The sequence below is a fragment of the Thioclava arctica genome (assembly GCF_040892615.1).
GTDB lineage: Bacteria > Pseudomonadota > Alphaproteobacteria > Rhodobacterales > Rhodobacteraceae > Thioclava > Thioclava arctica.
In genome coordinates this window covers 59,396-83,594 of sequence record NZ_JBFRYC010000003.1, presented here as the reverse complement: position 1 = coordinate 83,594, position 24,199 = coordinate 59,396, and the positions used below count along the sequence as shown (strand labels likewise).

Here is a 24,199-nt window from a genome sequence, read left to right as displayed (position 1 = left end):
AATATGATGACGCTGTATTCGATGCCCTCGTCGGGCAATAGCTACAAGGTGCGGTTGCTGCTGGCGCTGCAAGGGCGCGCCTATCAGTGCATTGATGTCGAATATGACACCGAGGCGCTGGCCAAGGCCCATGAAAGCGGCGCGCTTCCCTTTGGCAAGGCACCGACTCTGCATCTGGGCGATGACCGGGTGTTGGGAGAATCCAATGCGATCCTGTTCTGGCTGGGCGAGGGCAGCGATTTCATCCCGCAAGACGCCTTTGCGCGCGCGCAGATGTTGTCATGGATGTTCTGGGAGCAAAACCAACATGAGGGTGTGATCGCAGTGCGCGCCGCCCTGCTGCACTATGCGCATCGCAAACCCGAGGCCACGCCGCAACGCTTGGCCGATCTGCTGGAGCGCGGCAATGCGCTATTGCAAGTGATGGAGGATGCGCTGAAGGGCCGAAATTGGCTTGTGGGCGATGCGATCAGCCTCGCCGATATCTGCCTTTACGCCTATACCCACACCGCCGAAAGCCGTGGTGGGTTCGATCTGTCGCCTTTCCCGGCGCTGGGCGCGTGGCTGGATCGGATCGCAGCGCTGGATGGATATGTGGGGCTTGATGGCTGAGATTCACGCATGGACGGATGGCGCGTGCAGCGGCAATCCCGGCCCCGGTGGCTGGGGCGTGGTGATGCGCGCGATGGATGGCGCGCGGATCGCCAAAGAGCGCAGGCTCAAGGGCGGCGAGGCCGATACCACCAACAACCGGATGGAATTGCTGGCCGCGATCAACGCGCTTGAGGCGCTGAAGCGAGATTCGGAAATCACCATCACCACCGACTCGGCCTATGTGAAGAACGGTGTGACCGGTTGGATTCACGGCTGGAAGCGCAATGGTTGGAAAACCGCGAACAAGAAGCCAGTGAAGAATGTCGATCTGTGGCAACGCCTCGATGCAGCCCAAGCGCGCCATTCGGTAACGTGGAAATGGATCAAGGGCCACGCCGGCCACGCCGAGAACGAGCTGGCTGACGAACTGGCCCGCGCCGGCATGGCCCCATTCAAGCTGGGCAAAGCCGGATGAGCCCGCTGCCCGCGTGGCTAAGCGATCTACCCATCGGCACCGGGCTCGATTACGCCTCGGTGCTGGTTTTCGCGCTGACCGGGGCGCTGGTGGCCTCGCGCCAACAATTGGATCTCGTGGGCTTCATCTTTATCGCGGCGCTGACGGCGGTGGGCGGTGGCACGCTGCGCGATCTGTTGCTGGGGCGTGACATGGTGTTCTGGGTGGGCGATCCGAACTTTGTGGTGATCGCCGCCGGGGCCGCGGTCGTAGTGTTTTTCACCGCACATCTGCTGGAAAGCCGCTATCGCGCGCTGCTGTGGCTGGATGCCTGCGCGCTGGCCATAGCGGTGCCTGCGGGCGTCGCGATCACGATGAAGCTGGGCCACGGGCCGGTGATCGTGCTGATCATGGGCGTCGTGACCGGGTCATTTGGCGGTCTGATGCGCGATGTGGTGTGTAACGAGGTGCCCTTGATGCTTAAACAGGGCGAGCTGTATCTGAGCTGCGCCTTTGCGGGGGCTGCCAGCGCGCTGATTGCGAGTGGCCTAGGGGTTGATCGGTTCACGGCGCTGCTGATCTGTGCGGCGACGACCTTTGTGTTGCGCGCGGGATCGCTACGGTTTGGCTGGACCTTGCCGGTCTACAAACCTCGCCCGCCACGCAATTTCTAGAACAGACTCAGGATAACCGGCGCGAGAAACGCCGTCAGCACCGCGTTCATCCCCATCCCGATCGAGGCAAAAGCCCCCGCCGTTTCATGCACCTGAAAGGCACGTGCGGTGCCGATGCCATGGGCCGCAACGCCCACCGCCAATCCACGCGCACGCCAGTCGCGAAAGCCCAAAAGGTTGAGCATCGGCGTCACCACGATCGCGCCGATCATGCCGGTGATGATCACCAGTACTGCGGTCAGCGATGGCTCTCCGCCCAACTGCTGCGAAATCCCGATGGCCACGGGTGCTGTCACCGATTTCGGCGCAAGCGAGGCCAACAAGATCGGCCCCGCCCCCATTGCCTTGGCAATCGCCAGCACGCTGACAACCGCGGTGGTCGAGCCCACGATCAGCCCTGCCGCTATTGGCAAAAGCGCGCGTTTGACCTTGGGAAGATTGTCATAAAGCGGCACTGCAAGACAGACGGTCGCCGGGCCCAGCATGAAATGAACGAACTGCGCCCCGTCGAAATAGCGCTCGTAAGGGGTATGGGTCGCCAGCAATACGCTGCCAAGGAGCACCACGGCGATCATCACCGGATTGGCGAACGGGCTGCGCCGCGTCATGCGAAAGATGAAATCGCCCAACCAATAGGCCAGCAGCGTGGCCCAAAGCCACAACAGCGGCTCCGAAGACAGATAGGACCATAGCTTGAACGGATCAGTCATCAGCGCGGCTCCCGATCAGTTTGGCCACGAATACGAATGCCGCAGCTCCTGCGATGATCGCCGCCATCGTCGAGACCACCAGCGCCAGCGCCAAGCCAAAGCCGTGCTCTTGCAGATCGCTGAGATGGGCGACGATCCCAACACCTGCGGGCACGAATAGCAGCGACAGATGCGCAAGAATGAATTGCGCCACCGGGCGCACGACGTTGCGCACACGCTCCGATGCACTGAGCGCGATGAGCAGAAAGATCATGCCCAGCACTGGTCCCGGCAACGGTAACACAAGGGCGCGCGACAGGATTTCTCCGACGAGTTGAAACATCAAGATCAAGGACAATGCGGGGATCATCGGGGACTCCTTGGCGGTTGGCGTGATGCTAGGGCATGCCGCGCATAAGAAAAAGGCCGCGCGAGAGATCCTTCGCGCGACCCGCAGTGATTTACCCGGTCAATTCCTACTCGGCAGGAACCGGCTGTGCCGCAATGCGTCCGAAATGACGCCGGATGAGATGCAGCACCGTCCAGGTCGACAACGGGCCCCGATATTCCACGACCGATCACAGGCCGGGTACGAAGACCATCCAAAGGATGAAGCCGACATTGATCGTCATCGCGATCCTCAACGGCATTGCCGTCACGTGCGTTTGTCCATTCGAGGCGCTCAGGGCGCGCTATCTCGCGCAGCTCTGCCTTTGGGCCATGACCCGACAGATCTGCGCGGGAATACGCCAATATCTTGTGGATAAGCGCGCCTGCGCATCGATATGAGGTGCGTTTTGGTTGACTCGAGCGCCATGGCTGCGGACACTTCTTAACGCTTCGCAGATTCGGAAAGGCAGGGCATTTGCGCTTCTCACGGCTACGCCTCAACGGTTTCAAAAGCTTCGTGGACCCCACCGATCTGGTGATCCACGATGGGCTGACCGGTGTTGTCGGGCCCAATGGCTGCGGTAAATCCAACTTGCTTGAGGCGCTGCGCTGGGTGATGGGCGAAAATCGCCCCTCGGCGATGCGCGGCGGCGGGATGGAGGATGTGATCTTCGCGGGCGCGTCCTCGCGTGGGGCGCGCAACTTTGCCGAAGTCTCGTTGCAGATCGACAATACTGAACGTCTCGCGCCGTCGGGATTTAACGAAAGTGACGGGCTGGAGATCATTCGGCGGATCACGCGCGATGCGGGCTCGGCTTACAAGGTCAATTCCAAGGATGTGCGCGCGCGCGATGTGCAAATGCTGTTCGCCGATGCCTCGACCGGCGCGCATAGCCCGGCGCTGGTGCGGCAGGGCCAGATATCCGAACTGATTAACGCGAAACCCAAGGCGCGCCGGCGCATTCTAGAGGAGGCGGCGGGGATTTCCGGTCTGTATCAACGCCGCCACGAGGCCGAGTTGAAGCTAAATGGGGCCGAGCAGAACCTGCTCCGCGTCGATGACGTGATCGAACAGCTGGCCGCGCAACTGGCGCAGCTTGCGCGTCAGGCCCGCCAAGCCGCGCGCTATCGCACGATTGGCGATGATCTGCGCCGCGCCGAGGGGATGTTGCTGTATCGCCGTTGGCGTGAGGCCGATCTGGCGCGCGAGGCGGCGCAAGCGGCACTGCGCGAACAGGTCACCAACGCCGCGCAAGCCGAACGCACGGCGCGCGAGGCCGAATCTATCCGTGTCGCGCGCGACGAGGCTTTGCCGCCCTTGCGTGAGGAACAGACCGTGGCGGCGGCGATCTTGCAGCGGCTGGTGGTCGAACGTGATGCGCTGTCTGATCAAGAAGATCAGGCGCGCGCCCGGATCGCCACTTTGCAGGGCCGGATCGAGCAGTTGATGCGCGATATGGACCGCGAGGCGGGGCTGAACCGCGATGCGGGCGAAACGATTGAGCGGCTCGAATGGGAGCAGGGGCAAATCACCAAGGCCTCCGAGGGGCATGAGGACAAGCTGGCGCGCGCGACAGATGATGCGCATGAGGCGGCCACGATTTTGCAGGACCGCGAAGCGCGGCTATCGGAGCTGACCGAAGATGTCGCCCGCCTCGCGGCGCGGCACCAATCGGCACAGCGGTTGGTCACGGATAATCGCGCAACGGCCGAGAAATCTGAAACCGCCGCCGCGCAGGCGAAACAGGCCGCGCAGGCCGCTCAGTCGGCCTTGGCGCAGTCTTCCGAGGAATTCACCGAGGCTGAAACTGCCCAAGCCCAAGCGCAGGCCGCAGCCGAAGCCGCCGATGAGGCGCTTGCCGCCGCCGATGATGCGCGCGGCGAAATTCAGGCGCGCGAAAGTGCCGCGCGCGCGGCGCGATCCGAGGCTGAGGGCGAGGCTGGGGCGTTGCGCGCCGAGGTCGGGGCTTTGGCACGGCTGGTTGAACGCGAAAGTGCGGGTGGCACGCAATTGCTGGACCGCGTGCGCGTCGACAAGGGTTACGAGGCGGCGCTGGGCGCGGCTTTGGCCGATGATTTGCGCGCCCCCGAGGTTTCGGGGGATGAGGCGACGGGCTGGCAGGTGCTGGCGGGCTATGACGACACGCAATCCCTGCCTGTCGGGGTCGAACCGCTGGCGGATCATGTTGAGGTGCCCGACGTGCTGGCGCGCCGGATCTCGCAGATCGGGTTGGTTGCGGATTGGGACGAGGGCGCGCGCTTGCAGGAACAGCTGCGTCCCGGCCAGCGGCTGGTTTCGAGTGAGGGTGATCTGTGGCGCTGGGACGGGTTTCGCGCTGGGGCCGAGGATGCGCCCACCGCGGCGGCGTTGCGCCTGCAACAGCTCAACCGACTGGTCGAATTGAAGCGTGATCTTGAGGAAATTTCGGCCCGCGCCGAAGGGGCCCGCCAAGCCCATGAGATGCTGACCGCACATCTGGCTGAGGCGACCCGCGCCGATGCCGCCGCACGCGATGCCCGCCGCGAGGCCGACCGCAGGCTGGCTGAGGCCGGGCGCGCCTTGTCACGCGTCGAAAGCGATCGCGCGATTGCGGGCTCGAAACTGGAAAGCGCGCAGCTCGCCGTAACGCGTCACGAAGATGAGGCCAGCGGCGCGCGTATGGCTTTGCGCGATGCGGAAAACACCCTGAACGGTTTGCCCGATCTGGCTGCCGCGCGCTCTGATGTCGATGCGATCAAGATGACGGTGGAAGCCGCGCGCATGACAATGATGACCAAGCGTTCCGCGCATGACGAAATTCGCCGCGAGGGTGAGGCGCGCCTCAAGCGGCGTCAGGAAATCACCAAGGAAATGTCGGGCTGGCGGCATCGCCTTGAGACGGCCGAGAAACGCTCGGCGGAACTGGAAGCGCGCAAGCTTGAGACCGAGGATGAGCTGGACGAGGCGGGGGCTGTTCCCGAGATTCTGGCCGAGAAACGGTCTGACCTTTCAGAAGCGATCACCACGGCAGAGGCGCGTCTGGCCACGGCCTCGGACACGCTGTCGGCGGCAGAAACCGCCTTGCGCGAGGCCCAACTGGCCGAGCGTGACGCCGAACGGCTGGCAGGTGAGGCGCGCGAATCCCGCGCCCGCGCCGAGGCCCGCGTCGATGCCGCGCGCGAAACGGTGACTCATGCCGCAGAGCGCATCAGCGAAGAGTCGGAATGCACGCCGCAACAACTGCTGGAAACGCTTGCGGGTGACCCGGATAAAATGCCCGATGTCGAGGCGTTGGAGACGCAGGTCAACAGCCTCAAGCGGCAACGCGAAGCCTTGGGGGCGGTGAACCTGCGTGCTGAGGAAGATGCGCGTGAAGTTGAGACTGAACACGACGCGCTGGTTAAAGAGAAATCCGATCTGGAAGAGGCGATCCGCAAACTGCGCGCCGGCATTTCCGGGCTCAATCGCGAGGGGCGCGAGCGGCTGTTGACGGCTTTTGAGCAGGTCAATGAAAGCTTCACCACGCTGTTCACCCATCTTTTTGGCGGCGGCACCGCAAAGCTGGAACTGGTGGAAAGCGATGATCCGCTGGAGGCCGGGCTTGAGATTATGTGCCAACCGCCGGGCAAGAAGCTGAGCACATTGAGCCTGCTGTCGGGCGGTGAGCAGACCTTGACCGCGATGGCGCTGATTTTTGCGGTATTCTTGGCCAATCCGGCACCAATCTGCGTTCTCGACGAGGTCGACGCGCCGCTGGATGATGCGAACGTCACCCGGTTCTGCGATCTTCTGGATGAGATGACCCGGCGCACAGACACGCGGTTTTTGATCATTACGCACCACGCTGTGACGATGGCGCGGATGGACCGCCTGTTTGGCGTCACGATGCAGGAACAGGGCGTCAGTCAGCTTGTTTCGGTCGATCTGAAAAAGGCCGAAGCACTGGTCGCCTGACGCGGCGACAATGCGTTCAGGTCACCACCCGCAGAGTGATATTGATGCGCCCGCCTTTGGGAAGCAAGGTCGAGGTGCCCGGCGCGATCCGATCGATTCCGTGATACAGGAGTCGCGCGTCGCCCCCCATCACCATCACATCGCCCGAGCGGAGCCAGAGGCTTTCGGTCTTGCCGCCGCGCGTCTTATTGCCGATCCGAAATAACCCGTCATCGCCCAGACTGATCGACACCACGGGATGACCGAAATCTGCCTCGTCGCGATCTTGGTGCAGGCCCATTTTCGCGCCTTCGGAGTAGAAATTGATCAGGCAACATTCTGGATCGCGCGCGCTCTCCGAAACGGCCCTCCAGATCGCCAAAATCGAGGGCGGAATGGCGGGCCAAGGGGAGCCGTTGGGATGGGTTTCGCTATAGCGATAGCCGCGCCGATCCGAGACCCAGCCGAACCGCCCCGCCGAGGTCATGCGCACGGACATCTCCTTGCCATAGGGCGTCATCGGGGAAAATAGCGGCGCGGCGGCCACCACGTTACGCAGATCATCGCGCAGCGCGCGCTGTTCTGGCGCGCTTAACCAGCCCGGATAATGCAAAAATCCGCGAATCTTCTGCGCGGCGGGTCGTTTTTCGGTTTCCATCGGCATTTTCGTCAAATTCCCGCGGACTTCATAGGGGGACGGTTCTTGCAGCCCGAATTAGGCCTCCTTATATACGCACCCAAGCCGGTCGCGGACCAGTAACGCGTCTGGGCAGAGAGTTGAAACCTAAACCCAAGGGATAGGGGCCGGGTGCCTGACAGGACCCGCACCCCACCATATCGCCAAGAGAGGGAATATCATGGCCAAAGTAATCGGCATCGACCTCGGGACCACCAATAGCTGCGTGGCTATCATGGACGGCGCGCAGCCCCGTGTGATCGAAAACTCCGAAGGGGCGCGCACGACGCCCTCGATCGTCGCCTATACCGACGATGAACGTCTGGTCGGCCAGCCGGCAAAACGCCAGGCCGTCACCAACCCGTCCAACACCGTCTTTGCCGTTAAGCGCCTGATCGGGCGTCGCACGACGGATGCAGAGGTCGAGAAGGATAAGAAACTCGTGCCCTATGACATTGTCGATGGTGGCAATGGGGATGCATGGGTCGAAGTTCGGGGTGAGAAATACTCCCCCGCGCAGGTGTCCGCTGTGATCTTGCAGAAGATGAAAGAAACCGCTGAAAGCTATCTGGGCGAAGAAGTGACGCAAGCCGTCATCACCGTTCCGGCCTATTTCAACGACGCTCAGCGTCAGGCGACCAAAGACGCGGGCAAGATTGCCGGCCTCGAAGTGCTGCGCATCATCAACGAGCCGACCGCGGCTGCGCTGGCCTATGGTCTGGATCGCAAAGAAACCAAGACGATTGCCGTTTATGACCTTGGCGGTGGTACGTTCGACATCACGATCCTTGAGATCGACGATGGCCTGTTCGAAGTGAAATCGACCAATGGTGACACGTTCCTTGGCGGTGAAGATTTCGACATGCGGATCGTCAACTACCTCGCTGACGAGTTCAAAAAAGAGCACGGCGTCGATCTGACCAAAGACAAGATGGCCCTTCAGCGTCTGAAAGAAGCCGCCGAGAAAGCCAAGATCGAGCTGTCTTCGTCGAGCCAGACCGAAATCAACCAGCCCTTCATCTCGATGGGCAAGGACGGCTCGCCGCTGCACATGGTCATGAAGCTGACCCGCGCGAAGCTGGAAAGCCTTGTGAACGATCTGATCAAAGCTTCGATGAAGCCCTGCGCTGCCGCGTTGAAAGATGCTGGCGTGAGCAAGGACGAAATCGACGAGATCGTTCTGGTCGGTGGTATGACCCGGATGCCGAAAGTCGTGGAAGAGGTTACCAACTTCTTCGGCAAAGAGCCCAATAAAGGCGTGAACCCCGATGAGGTTGTGGCGATGGGCGCAGCCATTCAGGCTGGCGTGTTGCAAGGCGACGTCAAGGACGTGGTGCTGCTCGACGTGACGCCGCTGAGCCTTGGTATCGAAACGCTGGGTGGCGTGTTCACCCGCCTGATCGACCGCAACACCACGATCCCGACCAAGAAGAGCCAAATCTTCTCGACCGCCGAGGATAACCAGAACGCGGTGACGATCCGCGTCTTCCAGGGTGAGCGTGAGATGGCAGCCGACAACAAGCTGCTGGGTATGTTCAACCTTGAAAACATCCCGCCGGCTCCGCGCGGTATGCCTCAGATCGAGGTGACCTTCGACATCAACGCCGACGGTATCGTCAGCGTGTCGGCCAAAGATAAAGGCACCGGCAAAGAGCAGAAGATCACGATCCAAGCCTCGGGCGGTCTCTCGGATGATGAGATTGAGAAGATGGTGCAGGATGCCGAGGCGAATGCCGAAGCCGACAAGACCCGCAAGGAACTGGTCGAAACCCGCAACCAAGGCGAATCGCTGCTGCACTCGACGCGTAAATCGCTTGAAGAGCATGGCGACAAGGTCGATGCCTCGACGGTCGAAGTGATCGAACTGGCGGCCAATGCGCTGGAAGAAGCCCTCAAGACCGATGAGGTCGGCAAGATCAAAGGTGCGGTGCAAAACCTCACCGAGGCGGCGATGAAACTTGGCGAGGCCATCTATAAGGCTGAGCAGGACAAAGCCGGTCAGGGCGACGCTCCCGACGAAGACGGCCCGCGCGATGTCGATGACGATATCGTTGATGCCGATTTCGAAGATATGGGCGACGACAAGCGCAAATAAGCGCGGATGAATGTTGGATCGGGCCTGCCGAAAACAAGGCGGGCCCGTTTCCATGTTCTCCCAAAAGGGGTAGCCGATGGCAAAACGCGATTATTATGAGGTTCTTGGCATCGCCAAGGGCGCCACGGCCGAGGAAATCAAGAAAGCCTATCGGGGCAAGGCCAAAGAGCTGCATCCCGATCGCAACAAAGATAATCCCGAATCCGAGGCCCAGTTCAAAGAAGCAAACGAAGCGTATGACGTCCTGAAAGACGCTGACAAAAAGGCGGCCTATGACCGCTTTGGTCATGCGGCATTCGAGGGTGGCATGGGCGGTGGCCGTCCCGGTGGCGGCTATGGCGGCGGTCCGGGGCAGGGCGATTTCGCCTCAGCTTTCTCGGATGTGTTCGAAGACCTGTTTGGCGATTTCATGGGCGGCCGCCCCGGCGGCGGCGGCGGGCGCTCGCGCGCGCAACGCGGCTCGGATTTGCGCTACAACATGCGGGTTACTCTCGAAGAGGCCTTCTCGGGCACGCAAAAGACCATCACCGTTCCCAGTTCGGCCGCCTGTACCTCGTGCAATGGCACCGGGGCTGAAGGCGGTGCCGAGCCGCAAACCTGCCCGACCTGTTCCGGTCTGGGCAAAGTGCGCGCGCAAAACGGCTTTTTCACGGTTGAGCGCACCTGTCCCACCTGTGGTGGTCAAGGTCAGGTCGTCAAGAATCCCTGCCGGAAATGTCACGGCGCGGGCCGTGTCGAAGTTGAGCGTCAGTTGCAGGTCAACATCCCTCCGGGGGTCGAGACGGGCACCCGGATTCGCCATGCAGGCGAGGGTGAGGCGGGGCTGCGCGGCGGTCCCTCGGGCGACCTCTATATCTTCATCGAGGTCGCGCCCCATGCGCTGTTTGAACGCGACAACACCGATCTGCATTGCCGTGTCCCCGTTTCAATGGTGACCGCCGCGCTGAGTGGCGAGGTTGAGGTGCCCTCAATTGATGGTGGCCGGAGCCGGGTGAAGATCCCGCCGGGCAGCCAGTCGGGCCGACAGATGCGCTTGCGTGGTAAGGGTATGCCCGCGCTGCGCGGGGGTGGCGTGGGCGACATGTTCATCGAACTGGCGGTCGAAACTCCGGTGAATCTGACATCGCGGCAAAAAGAAATTTTGCGCGAATTTCAGGAGATCGAAGCCGAAAACAACCCGGAAGGTGCGAGTTTCTTCAAGAAAGTCAAAAGCTTCTGGGAAGGGATGACCAATTGATCAAGGCGCCTTCGGGCGCCTTTTTCTATATCCGAAAGATCATGGTTTGTTCTGATTTTAACGGTTTGTTCACCTGAAATCAGCCAATCTCCGGGAATGAGCCAGCGCCCGTCCTCCTTTCACGAATCTGCTTTGCCGCTTTTTGCGGATCCCGATGAAGCGCGCGCAATGGCTTTGGCCGGACCTGCAGGGCGTCAACCGTCGTATCTGCGCGATCATCGAGAGCGGTTGCGCACCCGCTTTATGCAAGGGGGCGCGCAGCCCTTGCCGGATTATGAACTGCTGGAACTCGTTCTGTTTCGTGCCATCCCGCGTCAGGATGTCAAACCGCTGGCTCATCGGTTGCTGGAAACCTTTGGCGATTTTGGCCGTGTCGTGTCTGCCTCGCCTGCGCGGCTGCGCGAGGTAAGTGGTGTGGGCGAGGCGGTGATCCAGGAATTCAAGATTGTGGAGGCCTCGGCGCAACGCTTGGCACGATCGCGGGTGATAAACCGGCCGATGCTCAGTTCATGGCAGGCGCTGATAGATTACTGCCACACCGCGATGGCCCATCGAGAAACAGAGCAGTTTCGCACGCTTTATCTAGACCGCAAGAACGTGCTCATCGCGGATCAGGAGCAGGCGCAGGGCACGATTGATCATGTGCCCGTGTATCCGCGCGAGGTCGTCAAGCGCGCGCTGGAACTCAACGCCTCGGCGCTTATCCTCGTGCACAACCATCCCTCGGGCGACCCAACCCCGTCAGAGGCCGATATCGCGATGACTCGTCAGATTGAACAGGCCGCCGGGGTTTTCGGAATCGTGGTGCATGACCATCTGATCATCGGGAAAAGCACCGAAATCAGCCTGCGTTCGGCTGGCTATTTTTGAGCCAACTGTTTGCTGCGCGCATCTTGAAAGTCGGACAGTGGTAAGACGACGAATTGTCCCATCGCCTCGCAATCGGGCATTTCGATGGCAATCGGGACCGCAGCCTGACTTTTCCCCGCAATCACCCGGCGAATCGAACCAGTGATGGTTTTGTTGCAATTTTTCGGGGTGACTTCAGTCTCAATTTGCATGCGCACGGGCGTTAAAGTCGCAGGGGCAGTATAGACCTCGATCTGGCTGTTTTTGGGGCCCTGGTAGTGCATCATGAAACCACCCATCGGCGTGTCAGGCGTGCGCGGGGTGGCAACACTGACATGGCCCGCACCATCGAAACCGGCCCCTTTTTCATAGATATTGAGATGCATTTCGGACCCGGCATCAGCCGAGAAAATCACGCGATCCAGTTTGGCAAACTCGGGAGCCGAGATGGTGCCAGATGCGACCGGCCCGGACGTATTGTGCACAGAAATTGTGTTTTTGGCCTGCATCGCGGGGAGCAAACCCTGCCAATTTCCCTCGGCATCCGCTTGGGCGGCGATGTACAGGGTGCCTTCATGAATATTCAACGTATCATTGCGCGCACAGCCCGCCGTCAGTGCTACCGAGACCGCGCCGGGCGGCACAAGGCTCAGATCAAGAGAGGCATCTTTGCAAGCGGTGCTTTGCAGATGCACGAACCCTGAGTCAGTTGCGGCCGGCATTTCCGGAATCGCGCCCACTCCGGTATCCTGCGCAATGCGATGCGTCGGTGGATTGTGCAAAACGGTCATGCCCGAAAGCTGAACACGCGGCTGAGGAGTGGGCAGAGATAGGCCTGTCACCATCGCGCCGCTCGTCGGGTTGGGGGGCGAAAATGCCGAAAAATCGGGGCTCACGCTTTGCATGACGTGCCCGGTCGCCGCCGCCAGAAGGAACGTCCCGGCTACCAACGTCACTTTTTGGAGTTTGCGCATATGTTTTCCTCCAGCATTCTTGCCTTCGGATGAAGCTACCAAGCGATCACGGCGAAGCTTGGGCGGGAATGGGGAAATGTTTCCAAATCAGGAACACAATGTGTCGCAATCTATGGTGGGATAGCGTTAACCAAACACCAGATGCGGAGCGAGAAGTCAGTCTCGCCGCATGACCGCCCAATTCTTGCCCGATAGCATCGAGATTGTCGGATTTGGGCGATGGACTGTAGCGCAGATAACAAAAGGGGCGACCCGAAGCCGCCCCTTCATGCCGAAATCAGACCAGCTGACCGTGGCAATGTTTGAACTTCTTGCCCGAACCACAGGGACACGGGTCGTTGCGGCCCGGATCTCCCCATGTCGTGGGATCTGTCTCGACGAAGCCGGGTGCGGGCGTTGCGCCTTCAAGAGCATCAGGCTCTGCAGCGGCACTTTGTGGCATCTGCATTTCCAGCATTTGCGCTTGCTCCTCTGCGGTTAGCGGGCGCACACGCGAAAGCTGTTGGGAGACATCTGCGCGCAGCCCATCCAGCATGATCTCAAACAACTGGAAGCCTTCGGTTTTGAATTCCGACAGCGGGTCACGCTGCGCATAGCCGCGGAAACTGATCGTCGAGCGCAGATGTTCAAGCGTGACCAGATGCTCACGCCATTTACCGTCGATCGTCTGCAACAGAACCTGCTTTTCGATCATGCGCATCTGCTCGGGGCTGAAGGCCTCGGTCTTTTGCACCATTTCCGCGTCGGTCGCGGCCACGATGCGCTCGGCGACGACATCTTGATCCACGCCCTCTTCCTCGGCCCAGGCTGCAATCGGAAGATCGATGGAAAGCTGCTCGATCAAGGCCGCATGCATACCTTCGACATCCCACTGATCGGCATAGGATTTCGGCGGCATATAGGTGTCCACGAGATCGTCGATCACCTGCACCCGCATATCGCGCGCGATTTCATCGACCTCATTGCTCTCCATGATTTCGCGGCGCTGCGAGAAGATCGCCTTGCGCTGATCGTTCATCACGTCGTCGAATTTCAGCAGCTGTTTGCGGATGTCAAAGTTGCGGCCTTCGACTTTGGCCTGCGCCCGCTCAAGGGATTTATTCACCCAGGGGTGGATGATCGCCTCGCCCTCTTTCATGCCAAGTTTCGAGAGCACCGCATCCAGCTTGTCCGAGCCAAAGATCCGCATCAGATCGTCCTCGAGCGACAGGAAGAACAGTGAACGACCAGGATCGCCCTGACGGCCCGAGCGGCCGCGCAGCTGGTTGTCGATGCGCCGGCTTTCATGGCGTTCCGTGGCCAGAACGAACAGACCACCCGCTTCAAGCACTTTGGCCTTTTCGTCAGCATGCTCTGCTTCGATGCGCGCGCGCACCTCATCAGGATCGGCGTCGGGGTTTGAATCCAGCTCTTCGAGCAGTTTCATATCGACGTTGCCGCCAAGCTGAATATCGGTCCCGCGACCCGCCATGTTGGTGGCGATGGTCACAGCACCCAAACGCCCCGCATCCGAGACGATCTTGGCTTCTTGCTCGTGTTGGCGCGCGTTCAGCACACTATGCGCGATGCCCGCCTTTTTGAGCATGTCCGACAGCATCTCGGACTTCTCGATCGAGGTGGTGCCAACAAGCATTGGCTGGCCCTTTTTATGGGCGATTTCGATCGATTTGATTACGGCTTCATATTTCTCGCGTGCGGTGCGATAGACGCGATCATGTTCGTCTTTACGCGCGATCGGGCGGTTGGTGGGCACTTCGACAACGCCAAGCGAATAAATCTCGGCGAATTCGTCGGCCTCGGTCGCAGCCGTACCGGTCATGCCGCCAAGTTTGTTATAGAGGCGGAAATAATTCTGGAACGTCACCGAGGCGAGCGTCACGTTTTCGGGTTGAATTTCGACGCCTTCCTTGGCCTCGATCGCCTGATGTAGGCCATCTGACAGACGACGCCCCTTCATCATCCGGCCCGTAAATTCGTCCACCAGAACAATCTCACCGTCTGCGACGACATAGTTCTGATCTTTGAAGAACAGTTTATGAGCGCGCAGGGCCTGGCTGGCATGGTGAACGATCGTGGTGCTCTCGGGATCATAAAGCGACTGACCTTCGGGCAAGACCCCACCTTCAAGCAGAAGCTTTTCGAGATAGTCGTTACCCTCTTCGGTAAGCGTCGCGTTGCGGTCTTTCTCGTTCACCTCATAGTGCTCTTCCGTCAGCTTCGGGATGAACTCATTGAGGGTGATATATAGCTCTGAGCGGTCATCAGAGGGTCCCGAAATGATCAACGGCGTGCGCGCCTCGTCAATCAGGATCGAGTCGACCTCATCGATGATGGCGTAGAAATGGCCACGCTGCGCCATCTCCTCGACCGAGGTGCGCATGTTGTCGCGCAGATAGTCAAAACCCAATTCGTTATTCGTCGAATAGGTGACATCGGCGGCATAGGCGGCGCGTTTCTCGCCATCGGGCTGGAACGGCACAACGACGCCGCAAGTCATCCCCATGGCGTTGTAAACCTTGCCCATCCAGTCCGCATCGCGCCGCGCCAGATAGTCGTTGACGGTCACGATATGCACGCCCTTGCCAGCAAGCGCGTTCAGATAGGCCGGAAAAGTTGCGACAAGGGTTTTCCCCTCACCCGTCTTCATTTCGGCGATATTGCCTTGATGCAGGAAAATTCCGCCCACAAGCTGCACGTCAAAGGCCCGCAGACCCAACGCACGGCGCGCCCCCTCGCGGCAGTTGGCGAAGGCTTCGGGCAGGATTTTGTCGAGGCTCTCGCCCTCTTCCTGCACCCGACGCTGGAATTCGCGCGTCTTTTCGATGATTCCCTCATCGCTGAGTGCGGCAAATTCAGGTTCGAGCGCGTTGATCTTCGCCACCAACGGGCGCACCGACTTCACTTTGCGGTCATTCGAGCTTCCGAAGACCTTCTTTGCGACTGTTCCGATGCCAAGCATGTATTCTCCGGGGGTATCTGACCATTTCGTGTAACCGAGCGCCTTGTCGCGCCGAGCGGGCCTGTTAGAACAGCGAACGAAACAAGGGCGGTGCGCCTCTTACAGACCTTAGGCGATGTAAGCGGCGACCGTCACAGTGTCAACGCCGCCCAAGGACGCGGCCAAGATGGAGTGGCAAGGATGCCCAAAATGACAAGACTTTTCGCAAGCGTCGCAGTACTGGCCCTGATCGGCGGGGCTGCAATGGCCGAAGACGCCAAAACCTCGGCCCCTGCAAGCGATGCCGCCAAGGCCGCAACACCGGCCAAGCCGCGCACCGATCTGACCGCTGACACGGTGGTTGCAACGGTCAATGGCAAAGACATCACGCTGGGCCAGATGATTACGGTGCGCGATGGCCTGCCCGCGCAATATCAGTCTTTGCCCGATGACAAGCTGTTTGAAGGCGTGTTGCAACAGTTGATCCAGCAGACCGCGTTGGCCGAAATCGGCGAAAAACGCATGACCCATCGCGACGAGATCGCGCTTGAGGTGCAAAAACGCGCCTACCTGTCTGGCTCGCTGCTCAATTACACTGCCGACAAGGCCGTGACCGATGAAGCCGTTCAAAAAGCCTACGATACGAAATATGCCAAGGCCGAGCCGACCAAGGAATATCACGCCGCCCATATCATCGTGAAAACCAAGGATGAGGCCGAGAAGATCAAGAAAGAGATCGACGGCGGCGCGAAATTTGCCGATGAGGCGAAGAAATACTCGACCGATGGCGCAGCAGCCAATGGCGGCGATCTGGGTTGGTTCAAGCTGGCTGACATGGTCAAACCGTTTGGCGATGCGCTGGTGGGCATGAAGGATGGCGAAGTCGTAGGTCCGATCCAGACGCAATATGGCTGGCATGTCGTGGAACTGATCGGCACAAAAATGGTCGACGCCCCCAAGCTGGCAGATGTGCGCAAGAAACTTGAAGGCGATATTCGTCAGCAAGCTGTCGAAAAGCGTGTGACGGATGTTGTGAACGCCGCGAAAATCGACAAGATGACGCAAGGGATTGATCCGTCCGTGCTGAAGGATCAGTCGATTTTGGGGAACTGATCTGAACGGCGGGCGTGATGGCGAAAGAGAAGAAGAAGGACGATAAGGACGTTAAGCTGAAGGCCAAGGTCAAAAAGCTGCGCGCCAAGATCAAGGCGCTGACATCCGATGTTTCCACCGCTGCGCCGGCGAAAGCCAAGGCAAAGTCGGTCTCTGTTTCGCCACTCGCGCCCGCCCATTTCCCGGAATTGCCCGCGATTGCGGGGGTCGAATTTGCCTCCGCTGCGGCGGGGGTGAAATATGCCGGGCGCACCGATGTGATGCTCGCGCGCATCGCGCCGGGGGCCTCGATCGCGGGGGTGTTCACCACCTCGTCGACCCGCGCCGCCTGCGTGCTCGATTGTCAGTCGAAACTGGCGATGCGCGTGCCCAAAGACGCGGGCGCTGCGATCATCGTTAACTCGGGCAACGCCAATGCGTTCACTGGTAAAAATGGTCAAAAAGCGGTCGATATGGTGACCGGGGCCGTGGCCAAGGCGCTTGATCTGCCCATTAGCCGGGTGTTTTCGTCCTCGACCGGGGTGATCGGAGAGCCGCTGCCCTTTGAGCGCATCGTGCTGGCGGTTGATGGTCTGGCGCAACGCTTGTCAGGGGACGGCATCGAAGATGCGGCGCGCGCGATCATGACGACAGACACCTATCCCAAGGGCGCCAGTGCCGTGATCGAAGGCGAGGGCGGGCCGATCACCATTGCCGGGATCGCCAAGGGCTCGGGGATGATCGCGCCCAATATGGCGACGATGCTGGTCTATATCTTTACCGACGCGAAGATCACGCCCGCACGGCTGCAAAAGATGCTGTCGCGGCAGGTCGATGACACGTTCAACGCGATCACCGTCGATAGCGATACCTCGACTTCTGATGCGCTGATCATGGCCGCGACGGGGCAATCCCCGGCAAGCGAAATCCACGATCTGCGGTCGCAAGTGGCGAAAGATTTCGAAGCCGCCCTGCGCACTGTGATGATGGATCTTGCCCATCAGGTGGTGCGCGATGGCGAGGGCGCGACGAAATTCGTCGAAGTGCGCGTAACCCGTGCCGCCAGCGCCGAGGATGCCCATAAGGTCGCGATGGCGGTGGCAAATTCTCCGCTGGTGAAAACCGCAATCGCGGGTGAAGACGCCAACTGGGGCCGCGTGGTGGCAGCCGTTGGCAAGTCCGGTGCCAAGGCGGATCGTGACAAGCTGACGATCTCGTTTGGCGATATGGTGCTGGCCGAGAAGGGCTGGCGCGCGCCAAGCTACTCCGAGGCCGATGCCAGCGCCTACATGAAGGGCGACGAGTTGGTGATCGGGGTTGATCTGGGGCTTGGGCGAGCGAACAAATCGGTCTGGACCTGCGATTTGACCCATCGCTACATCGACATCAACGCGGATTACCGTTCGTGAAGCTGCTGCTGGTCTCGGCTGTGGCCCTGATTGACGCCGAGGGCCGAATTTTGCTGGCTCAACGTCCTGAGGGCAAATCTTTGGCGGGTTTGTGGGAATTTCCCGGCGGCAAGGTCGAGCCGGGCGAAACTCCCGAAGCTTGCCTAATCCGCGAGTTGCGTGAAGAACTGGGCATTGAGACAAAGCAAAGCTGTCTTGCGCCACTGACCTTCGCCAGCCATAATTATGATGACTTTCATCTGCTTATGCCGCTGTTCGCCTGCCGTAGGTGGCAAGGAATCGTGTCCCCGCAAGAGGGGCAGAAACTGACTTGGGCGCGTGCGAAAGACCTGCGCGACTACCCGATGCCCCCAGCGGATGAGCCACTTATCCCGATCTTGCGTGACTGGTTGTAGCCGCGCTGGGAACGAAAACGTTTCCACAAAGCGCTGCGTATATAACAAATTGCGAACAGCCATGCGGATTACATTTGCAATTTGTTAAGATTTTTTCCAAACCTGTCTCAGGGAGAAGGAGATATCAGCATGCTCAGAACAATTTTGATTGGTAGCAGCGTTTCTATTCAGGGCGTGTTTGAACGCAAACTTGAATGTGGACGTATTCTTGTGCGCGTGGGTGACAGCCTTTTTGCAGGTCGGCCTGTCTGCGGCTAAGTTTGCCCTGCGGTGCGTCTTGAATGCCCGCTGTGAAATACGAAAAACGGGGGCCCGTCAGAGCCCCCGTTTTCTATTGTCGTCAGTCTACCAGAATCAGAGCGAGCGCTCGATCTCTTCGCGCTCAAAGATTTCGATGACATCGCCAGGGCGGATATCGTCGTAATTTTCAAACGCCATACCGCATTCCTGACCTGAGGGCACTTCCTTGACCTCGTCCTTGAAGCGCTTGAGCGTCTTGAGCGTGCCTTCGTGGATCACCACGTCGTCGCGCAGCAGGCGCACACCAGCCGAGCGGCGGGCAACACCTTCGGTCACGAGACAGCCCGCAACCTTGCCCACGCCCGTGACCTTGAACACCTCTTTGATCGACGCATAGCCGATGAAATGTTCGCGGATCTCGGCCGACAGAAGGCCAGAGGCAGCAGCTTTGATGTCATCCACCAGATCATAGATGATCGAGTAATAGCGGATCTCGACACCTTTCTGGTTGGCAGTGGTCCGGGCCGATGCGTTGGCACGCACGTTGAAGCCAATAACCGGCGCACCCGATGCCTCGGCCAGACCGATGTCGGATTCGGTGATCGCGCCGACACCCGAATGCAGGATACGCACGCGCACCTCGTCGTTGCCGACCTTTTCAAGCGCTTGAACAATCGCCTCGACAGAGCCCTGCACGTCGGCTTTCACCAGCACCGGAAGTTCGGTCACGCTTTCATCCGCCTTGGCCTTCGCCATCAGCTGTTCCAGCGTGGTCGCAGCCCCGGCCGCAGCACGTTTGTCTTTCGCGGCTTGCTCGCGGTAATCGGCGATCTCGCGGGCTTGCGCCTCGGTCTCGACGACGTTGAGCACATCACCCGCTGCGGGCGTGCCGTTCAGACCCAGCACCTCGACAGGAACCGACGGACCTGCCTCTTCGACACGCGCGCCCTGGTCGTTGATCAGCGCACGGACCTTGCCCCACTGCTCGCCCACGACAAAGATATCGCCGCGATGCAGGGTACCGTTCTGGATCAGTACGGTCGCAACCGGACCACGGCCCACATCAAGCTTGGCTTCGATCACAGCGCCCTGAGCGGCACGCGTCGGGTTGGCCTTGAGCTCAAGCAGTTCTGCCTGCAGCGCGATTGCCTCAAGCAGATTGTCGAGCCCTTTACCCGTCTTGGCCGAAACCTCGACATCTTGCACATCACCCGACATCGCCTCGACGACAACTTCATGCTGCAGCAGCTGCGTGCGCACTTTTTGCGGCTCGGCACCATGCTTGTCGCATTTGTTGATCGCCACGATCATCGGCACTTTGGCCGCTTTGGCGTGGTTGATCGCTTCGATCGTCTGCGGCATCACCGAATCATCGGCAGCCACAACGAGCACGACGATATCCGTGACGTTCGCACCGCGTGCGCGCATCGACGTAAAGGCCGCGTGACCGGGCGTGTCGAGGAAGGTCAGAACCGCGCCGCTATCGGTGGTCACCTGATAGGCGCCGATATGCTGCGTGATCCCGCCCGCTTCGCCAGACACGACATTGGCGTGACGGATCGCATCGAGAAGCGAGGTTTTGCCGTGATCGACATGGCCCATGATCGTGATGATCGGCGGGCGCGTGATCAATTCTTCGGGCTTGTCATCAACGGTGTCGATCACCTGTTCCACGTCGGCATCGGACACGCGCACAACTTTGTGGCCGAATTCCTCGATCACAAGCTCGGCGGTGTCGGCGTCGATGGTCTGGTTGCCCGTCACCATCATGCCCATGTTCATCAGCGATTTGACAACGTCAGCACCGCGTTCCGCCATCCGGTTGGCCAGTTCCGAGACAACAATCGTCTCGGGCAGGCGCACGTCGCGCACCTGCTTTTCAGCGCGGGTAGAGCCACCCATCGCCTTCTGGCGCTGGCGTTCCTGTTTGCGCTTCATCGCGGCCATCGAGCGTTGACGCCCTTCGCCACCACCCAGCGCATCATTCAGCGAAAGCTTGCCGGTGCGACGGTTGCCGCCATCGGTCTTGCCTTTGGTCGCGCGGGCGTCGCGTTCGGTGCGGGCGTCACGCTCACGGTCGGTCTTGCGCGGACCCGAGGCGACAACGCCCTTGGTCTCGGCGCGCGACGCCGCAGCTTCGACAGCCGCCTGATCCTGCACGGCGTCGTCCTTTTTCGGAGCGCCCTTGCGGATCTCTTCTTTCTTTTTGTCACGAAGTTCAGCTTCGCGCTTTTTGCGCTCGTCTTCTTCGGCCTTAGCCTTCAGCGCCTCTTCGCGCTCACGATCTTCGCGTTCCTTGGCCTCGGCCTCGGCACGACGGCGCTCGCGCTCTTCTTCGCGGGCCTTCTCTTCGGCTTCGCGGTTCGCGGCTTCTTCGACTTCGCGGATCTTGGCGGCTTGCAACGCCTTCATACGGCGATCCATCTCGGCATCGGAAATGCCAGCTGGACGCCGCGACGGATCACCGCCTGCAGAATTATTGCCACCAGGGCCTTTGGCGGCCCCGGCGCTTGGCTTGTTCAAGACACGCTTCTTGCCCTTCGTCTCGACCACAACATTTTTCGTGCGCCCGTGCGAGAAGCTTTGCTTCACCTGCCCGGGACGCGACGCCGCGCCAAGTCCGAGAGTCTTTTTGCCGTCCGTATCGCTCATGCCGTCTTCGTATCCTTCATAGCGGTCTTGCCGCCGTCCTGCCTGCGCAATCCCGCAAGCCTCGATATCTCTTCAATCACGCGAGGAGTGAGGCCACCGGCTGCAAGCGCGCCGTGTATCGCACGATCGCGACCGAATGCCAAACCCAATTCCTGTGAGGTGAGACAGCCGAACCAGCGCCCGCCCTCGGGCGTCCACAGCTTGCCTTTTCCTCTGTCCGAGCCGTCGCTGGCCTGAAGCAAAACTTTTGCCCGCCCATCTGCCAGCCAACCCTTGACCTTTTCGAACCCGATCACCGCGCGACCGGATTTCCGAACCAGAGAGATAAGCTCGACAACGCGGCTGGCAAGGGCTGATTCTACCATATCTGCCATATTTTCCGGGGTTTTCGCGGGCGCTTTGGCGGCGCGGGCAAAAAGACCCTTCTTTATGGCCGTCTCCAGCACGTCGCGATCGGCTGTCACCCAGATCCCACGACCGGGCAGCTTCTCGGCGATGTCGGGATAAATCATCCCGTCAGGGCCCAGCACGAAGCGCACAAGCCCGGCCTTCGGCTGAACATCGCCAGTGACGATGCAGCGCCGTTCGGGATCATCCCGATCTTTGGCTTTGCCTGCGCGACTCATCTCTCTCTCCTGCCTGAGGCGGGGCCGGGGCTTACGCCTCGGCCTCCTCCTCGGTTTCGTCTTCGGCCTCGCCTTCCAACTCGGAGGGATCAACCCACCCCAGTTGAATGCGCGCGGTCATGATCAGATTTTGCGCCTCTTCAAGGCTCATGTCGAACTTTTCGAGCAAACCGTCATCCTTGACGCGCGCGCCATCCACGGTGGTCCAGCCGCCGGCCAGTTCCCAATCCGCGCAGGTCGCGAAATCTTCCAGCGTCTTGATGCCGTCTTGCGCAAGTGCTTCGGTCATCTGCGGGGTCAGACCCTCGAAATCGAACAGTGACTGCTCGACGCCCAGTTCCTTTGCCGCTTCCAGAGCCTTGCGATTTTGCTCTTCGATCACGTCACGTGCACGCGCCTGCAATTCGCTGGCGGTGTCGGGATCGACGCCCTCGATCGACAACAGCTCATCGAGATCGACATAGGCCACCTCTTCGAGCGAGGTAAAGCCCTCTGCGACCAGCAGCTGCGCGAAGAACTCGTCCAGATCGAGCGAGTTGACGAACAGTTGGGTGCGCTCGGTGAATTCGGCCTGACGGCGCTGGCTTTCTTCGGCCTCGGTGAGGATGTCGATATCCAGCCCGGTCAACTGGCTTGCCAGCCGCACGTTCTGACCACGACGACCGATCGCGAGCGACAACTGCTCATCGGGCACCACGACCTCGATCTTGCCCGCTTCTTCGTCGATCACAACTTTCGACACTTCGGCCGGTTGCAGCGCGTTCACAAGGAAGGTCGCCTGATCTTCGTTCCACGGGATGATATCGATCTTTTCACCCTGCAACTCGCCAACAACGGCCTGCACGCGCGAGCCGCGCATACCGACGCAAGCGCCGACCGGGTCGATTGAGTTGTCATGGCTGATCACGCCGATCTTGGCGCGCGAACCGGGGTCACGGGCCACGGCCTTGATCTCGATGATGCCATCGTAGATTTCGGGCACTTCCATCTTGAACAGTTCGGCCATGAACATCGGGTCGGTGCGCGACAGGAAGATCTGCGGACCACGGGCCTCGCGGCGCACGTCTTTGACATAGGCGCGGATGCGGTCGTTGGGGCGATAGCTTTCGCGACCGATCTTTTCGTTGCGGCGCAGAATCGCCTCGCCACGGCCCACATCGACGATGATATTGCCGTATTCCTCGCGCTTGACGACACCGTTGATGATGGTGCCTGCGCGGTCTTTGAATTCTTCGTATTGACGATCGCGCTCGGCCTCGCGGACGCGCTGCAAGATCACCTGTTTGGCGCTTTGCGCGGCGATCCGGCCAAGTTCGACGGGCGGAACTTCGTCAACGACGGTGTCGCCCACACTGGGGTTATCAAGATATTGCTTGGCCTGAGCAACGGTCAGCTCTGCCTGATAGTTTTCCAGCAGATCATCCTCGACCACGGTGCGCACACGGGTAAAGCGGGCGCGGCCGGTCTTGCGGTCAATCGTGACGCGGATATCCATTTCGGCGCCGTAACGCGACTTTGCAGCCCGTGCGAGGCTGTCCTCCATTGCTTCGATCACCAGCTCGGGGTCGATCATCTTCTCGCGTGCAACCGCCTCGGCGGTCTGCAGAAGTTCCAGCTGGTTGGCAGAGGTGATTGCCATGACTCAGGTCTCCTCGTCGGGGGATTCTTCAATTTCGTCAAAGTCGTCTTCGTTAATGCTGCCTTCGGCCTTTTTCTGCCGGAGCATCTCGGTGATCAATTCGTCGGTGAGCACCAGTTTCGCATCTGCAAGCCAGTCAAATTGCAGGCCAATGACGACCTGCGCGCCCTGATTCTCAATCTCGATCAGAACTTCATTGCCATCAGTGCCGCGCAATTCGCCCTTAAAGCGTTTGCGCCCGTCAATCAGCTCAAAGGTCTCGAGCTTGGCCTCATGGCCCTCGAAACTGTCGAAATCCTTCAGCCGGGTCAGCGGCCGGTCGATCCCGGGGGAGGACACTTCAAGCGTGTAATTCTCTTCGATCGGGTCTTCCACATCCAGCGTGGCCGACACCGCAGTCGAAATCTTGGCGCAGTCATCCACCACGATCCCACCGTCGGGACGGTCGGCCATGATCTGCAAATTGGGGGTCTCGCCGCCTTGTAGGCGCAAACGCACCAGTTCAAAGCCCAGCCCCTCAATCACGGGGGTGACGATATCGGCCAAACGCCGGTCAATGGCGGTCTTGGCGATTAGGTCGGTCATCGTTTCCGATCCTCTAACACAAAAAAACGGGCCGCTGCGGCCCGTCACACGTTTCCGGTGGGCGCTGAGTTTGGACCT

General features: G+C 60.2%; 19 protein-coding genes. 10 read left to right on the top strand and 9 right to left on the bottom strand.

The window, feature by feature from the left end; genetic code table 11:
- The first annotated feature begins 3 nt into the window (after positions 1–3).
- From AB4874_RS05930 to AB4874_RS05920, 3 genes are read left to right on the top strand one after another with little or no spacing between them, the layout of a single operon-like run.
- Positions 4–612: a glutathione S-transferase family protein gene (locus AB4874_RS05930; RefSeq protein WP_368391289.1), complete on the top strand. Its 609-nt coding sequence runs from the start codon at positions 4–6 to the stop codon at positions 610–612.
- The gene (rnhA, locus tag AB4874_RS05925) at positions 605–1,069 is read left to right on the top strand and encodes a ribonuclease HI (protein ID WP_295531041.1); all 465 of its coding nucleotides are present in this window, start codon (positions 605–607) and stop codon (positions 1,067–1,069) included. Before AB4874_RS05930 ends, rnhA begins: the two co-directional genes overlap by 8 nt.
- Positions 1,066–1,722 (top strand): trimeric intracellular cation channel family protein, encoded by a 657-nt coding sequence (locus AB4874_RS05920; protein ID WP_368391288.1) that lies wholly within the window; start codon positions 1,066–1,068, stop codon positions 1,720–1,722. The genes rnhA and AB4874_RS05920 overlap by 4 nt, the downstream gene beginning before the upstream one ends.
- On the opposite strand, the gene AB4874_RS05915 is transcribed toward AB4874_RS05920, so the two are convergent.
- Positions 1,719–2,432 carry an LrgB family protein gene (locus AB4874_RS05915; RefSeq protein ID WP_368391287.1) on the bottom strand — a complete coding sequence of 238 codons (714 nt, stop codon included), beginning with the start codon at positions 2,430–2,432 and terminating at the stop codon, positions 1,719–1,721. The genes AB4874_RS05920 and AB4874_RS05915 overlap by 4 nt on opposite strands.
- Positions 2,425–2,781 carry a CidA/LrgA family protein gene (locus tag AB4874_RS05910; RefSeq protein ID WP_295531047.1) on the bottom strand — a complete coding sequence of 119 codons (357 nt, stop codon included), beginning with the start codon at positions 2,779–2,781 and terminating at the stop codon, positions 2,425–2,427. The genes AB4874_RS05915 and AB4874_RS05910 overlap by 8 nt, the downstream gene beginning before the upstream one ends.
- A gap of 495 nt (positions 2,782–3,276) precedes the next feature.
- On the opposite strand from AB4874_RS05910, the gene smc reads away from it, so the two are divergent.
- On the top strand, positions 3,277–6,735 hold the full coding sequence (gene smc, locus AB4874_RS05905; RefSeq protein ID WP_368391286.1) for a chromosome segregation protein SMC: 3,459 nt from the start codon (positions 3,277–3,279) through the stop codon (positions 6,733–6,735).
- Between the two features lie 16 nt (positions 6,736–6,751).
- Here the strand turns inward: smc and AB4874_RS05900 are convergent, their stop codons facing one another.
- Positions 6,752–7,372: an alpha-ketoglutarate-dependent dioxygenase AlkB family protein gene (locus AB4874_RS05900; RefSeq protein ID WP_368391285.1), complete on the bottom strand. Its 621-nt coding sequence runs from the start codon at positions 7,370–7,372 to the stop codon at positions 6,752–6,754.
- 199 nt (positions 7,373–7,571) lie between these two features.
- Here AB4874_RS05900 and dnaK point away from each other — a divergent pair, with 199 nt between their 5' ends.
- From dnaK to radC, 3 genes are all read left to right on the top strand, one after another.
- Positions 7,572–9,485 (top strand): molecular chaperone DnaK, encoded by a 1,914-nt coding sequence (gene dnaK, locus AB4874_RS05895; protein ID WP_295531054.1) that lies wholly within the window; start codon positions 7,572–7,574, stop codon positions 9,483–9,485.
- A 76-nt stretch (positions 9,486–9,561) separates the two neighbouring features.
- Positions 9,562–10,722: a molecular chaperone DnaJ gene (gene dnaJ, locus AB4874_RS05890; protein WP_368391284.1), complete on the top strand. Its 1,161-nt coding sequence runs from the start codon at positions 9,562–9,564 to the stop codon at positions 10,720–10,722.
- A gap of 96 nt (positions 10,723–10,818) precedes the next feature.
- Positions 10,819–11,592, top strand: a complete 774-nt coding sequence (gene radC / locus AB4874_RS05885; protein ID WP_368391283.1) for a RadC family protein — start codon at positions 10,819–10,821, stop codon at positions 11,590–11,592.
- Here the strand turns inward: radC and AB4874_RS05880 are convergent.
- Positions 11,583–12,545, bottom strand: a complete 963-nt coding sequence (locus AB4874_RS05880) for a hypothetical protein (RefSeq protein WP_368391282.1) — start codon at positions 12,543–12,545, stop codon at positions 11,583–11,585. The genes radC and AB4874_RS05880 overlap by 10 nt on opposite strands.
- Positions 12,546–12,822: 277 nt before the next feature.
- The gene (secA, locus tag AB4874_RS05875; protein ID WP_368391281.1) at positions 12,823–15,504 is read right to left on the bottom strand and encodes a preprotein translocase subunit SecA; all 2,682 of its coding nucleotides are present in this window, start codon (positions 15,502–15,504) and stop codon (positions 12,823–12,825) included.
- 189 nt (positions 15,505–15,693) lie between these two features.
- On the opposite strand from secA, the gene AB4874_RS05870 reads away from it, so the two are divergent.
- From AB4874_RS05870 to mutT, 3 genes are read left to right on the top strand one after another with little or no spacing between them, the layout of a single operon-like run.
- A complete protein-coding gene (locus tag AB4874_RS05870; RefSeq protein WP_368391280.1) occupies positions 15,694–16,596 on the top strand; it encodes a peptidylprolyl isomerase in 903 nt (300 codons plus the stop codon).
- A 17-nt stretch (positions 16,597–16,613) separates the two neighbouring features.
- The gene (gene argJ / locus AB4874_RS05865; RefSeq protein WP_368391279.1) at positions 16,614–17,984 is read left to right on the top strand and encodes a bifunctional glutamate N-acetyltransferase/amino-acid acetyltransferase ArgJ; all 1,371 of its coding nucleotides are present in this window, start codon (positions 16,614–16,616) and stop codon (positions 17,982–17,984) included.
- Positions 17,981–18,379, top strand: a complete 399-nt coding sequence (mutT, locus tag AB4874_RS05860; RefSeq protein ID WP_368391278.1) for an 8-oxo-dGTP diphosphatase MutT — start codon at positions 17,981–17,983, stop codon at positions 18,377–18,379. Before argJ ends, mutT begins: the two co-directional genes overlap by 4 nt.
- Before the next feature lie 354 nt (positions 18,380–18,733).
- Here the strand turns inward: mutT and infB are convergent, their stop codons facing one another.
- From infB to rimP, 4 genes are read right to left on the bottom strand one after another with little or no spacing between them, the layout of a single operon-like run.
- Positions 18,734–21,271 carry a translation initiation factor IF-2 gene (gene infB, locus AB4874_RS05855; protein WP_368391277.1) on the bottom strand — a complete coding sequence of 846 codons (2,538 nt, stop codon included), beginning with the start codon at positions 21,269–21,271 and terminating at the stop codon, positions 18,734–18,736.
- Positions 21,268–21,897, bottom strand: coding sequence for an RNA-binding protein (locus tag AB4874_RS05850; RefSeq protein ID WP_295534054.1), 630 nt, complete (start codon positions 21,895–21,897; stop codon positions 21,268–21,270). Before AB4874_RS05850 ends, infB begins: the two co-directional genes overlap by 4 nt.
- A gap of 31 nt (positions 21,898–21,928) precedes the next feature.
- Positions 21,929–23,536, bottom strand: coding sequence for a transcription termination factor NusA (gene nusA / locus AB4874_RS05845; protein ID WP_368391276.1), 1,608 nt, complete (start codon positions 23,534–23,536; stop codon positions 21,929–21,931).
- Positions 23,537–23,539: 3 nt separating this feature from the next.
- A complete protein-coding gene (gene rimP, locus AB4874_RS05840) occupies positions 23,540–24,121 on the bottom strand; it encodes a ribosome maturation factor RimP (RefSeq protein WP_368391275.1) in 582 nt (193 codons plus the stop codon).
- Between the last annotated feature and the right edge of the window lie 78 nt (positions 24,122–24,199).

Excerpts from the sequence above, each read along its gene's own strand:
- AB4874_RS05880 (WP_368391282.1), bottom strand. The coding sequence starts at position 12,545 with ATGCGCAAACTCCAAAAAGTGACGTTGGTAGCCGGGACGTTCCTTCTG.
- AB4874_RS05920 (WP_368391288.1), top strand. The coding sequence starts at position 1,066 with ATGAGCCCGCTGCCCGCGTGGCTAAGCGATCTACCCATCGGCACCGGG.
- dnaJ (WP_368391284.1), top strand. The coding sequence starts at position 9,562 with ATGGCAAAACGCGATTATTATGAGGTTCTTGGCATCGCCAAGGGCGCC.
- AB4874_RS05870 (WP_368391280.1), top strand. The coding sequence starts at position 15,694 with ATGACAAGACTTTTCGCAAGCGTCGCAGTACTGGCCCTGATCGGCGGG.
- rimP (WP_368391275.1), bottom strand. The coding sequence starts at position 24,121 with ATGACCGACCTAATCGCCAAGACCGCCATTGACCGGCGTTTGGCCGAT.
- secA (WP_368391281.1), bottom strand. The coding sequence starts at position 15,504 with ATGCTTGGCATCGGAACAGTCGCAAAGAAGGTCTTCGGAAGCTCGAAT.
- AB4874_RS05910 (WP_295531047.1), bottom strand. The coding sequence starts at position 2,781 with ATGATCCCCGCATTGTCCTTGATCTTGATGTTTCAACTCGTCGGAGAA.
- AB4874_RS05900 (WP_368391285.1), bottom strand. The coding sequence starts at position 7,372 with ATGGAAACCGAAAAACGACCCGCCGCGCAGAAGATTCGCGGATTTTTG.
- rnhA (WP_295531041.1), top strand. The coding sequence starts at position 605 with ATGGCTGAGATTCACGCATGGACGGATGGCGCGTGCAGCGGCAATCCC.
- infB (WP_368391277.1), bottom strand. The coding sequence starts at position 21,271 with ATGAGCGATACGGACGGCAAAAAGACTCTCGGACTTGGCGCGGCGTCG.
- radC (WP_368391283.1), top strand. The coding sequence starts at position 10,819 with ATGAGCCAGCGCCCGTCCTCCTTTCACGAATCTGCTTTGCCGCTTTTT.
- AB4874_RS05850 (WP_295534054.1), bottom strand. The coding sequence starts at position 21,897 with ATGAGTCGCGCAGGCAAAGCCAAAGATCGGGATGATCCCGAACGGCGC.
- AB4874_RS05915 (WP_368391287.1), bottom strand. The coding sequence starts at position 2,432 with ATGACTGATCCGTTCAAGCTATGGTCCTATCTGTCTTCGGAGCCGCTG.
- argJ (WP_368391279.1), top strand. The coding sequence starts at position 16,614 with ATGGCGAAAGAGAAGAAGAAGGACGATAAGGACGTTAAGCTGAAGGCC.
- nusA (WP_368391276.1), bottom strand. The coding sequence starts at position 23,536 with ATGGCAATCACCTCTGCCAACCAGCTGGAACTTCTGCAGACCGCCGAG.
- AB4874_RS05930 (WP_368391289.1), top strand. The coding sequence starts at position 4 with ATGATGACGCTGTATTCGATGCCCTCGTCGGGCAATAGCTACAAGGTG.
- dnaK (WP_295531054.1), top strand. The coding sequence starts at position 7,572 with ATGGCCAAAGTAATCGGCATCGACCTCGGGACCACCAATAGCTGCGTG.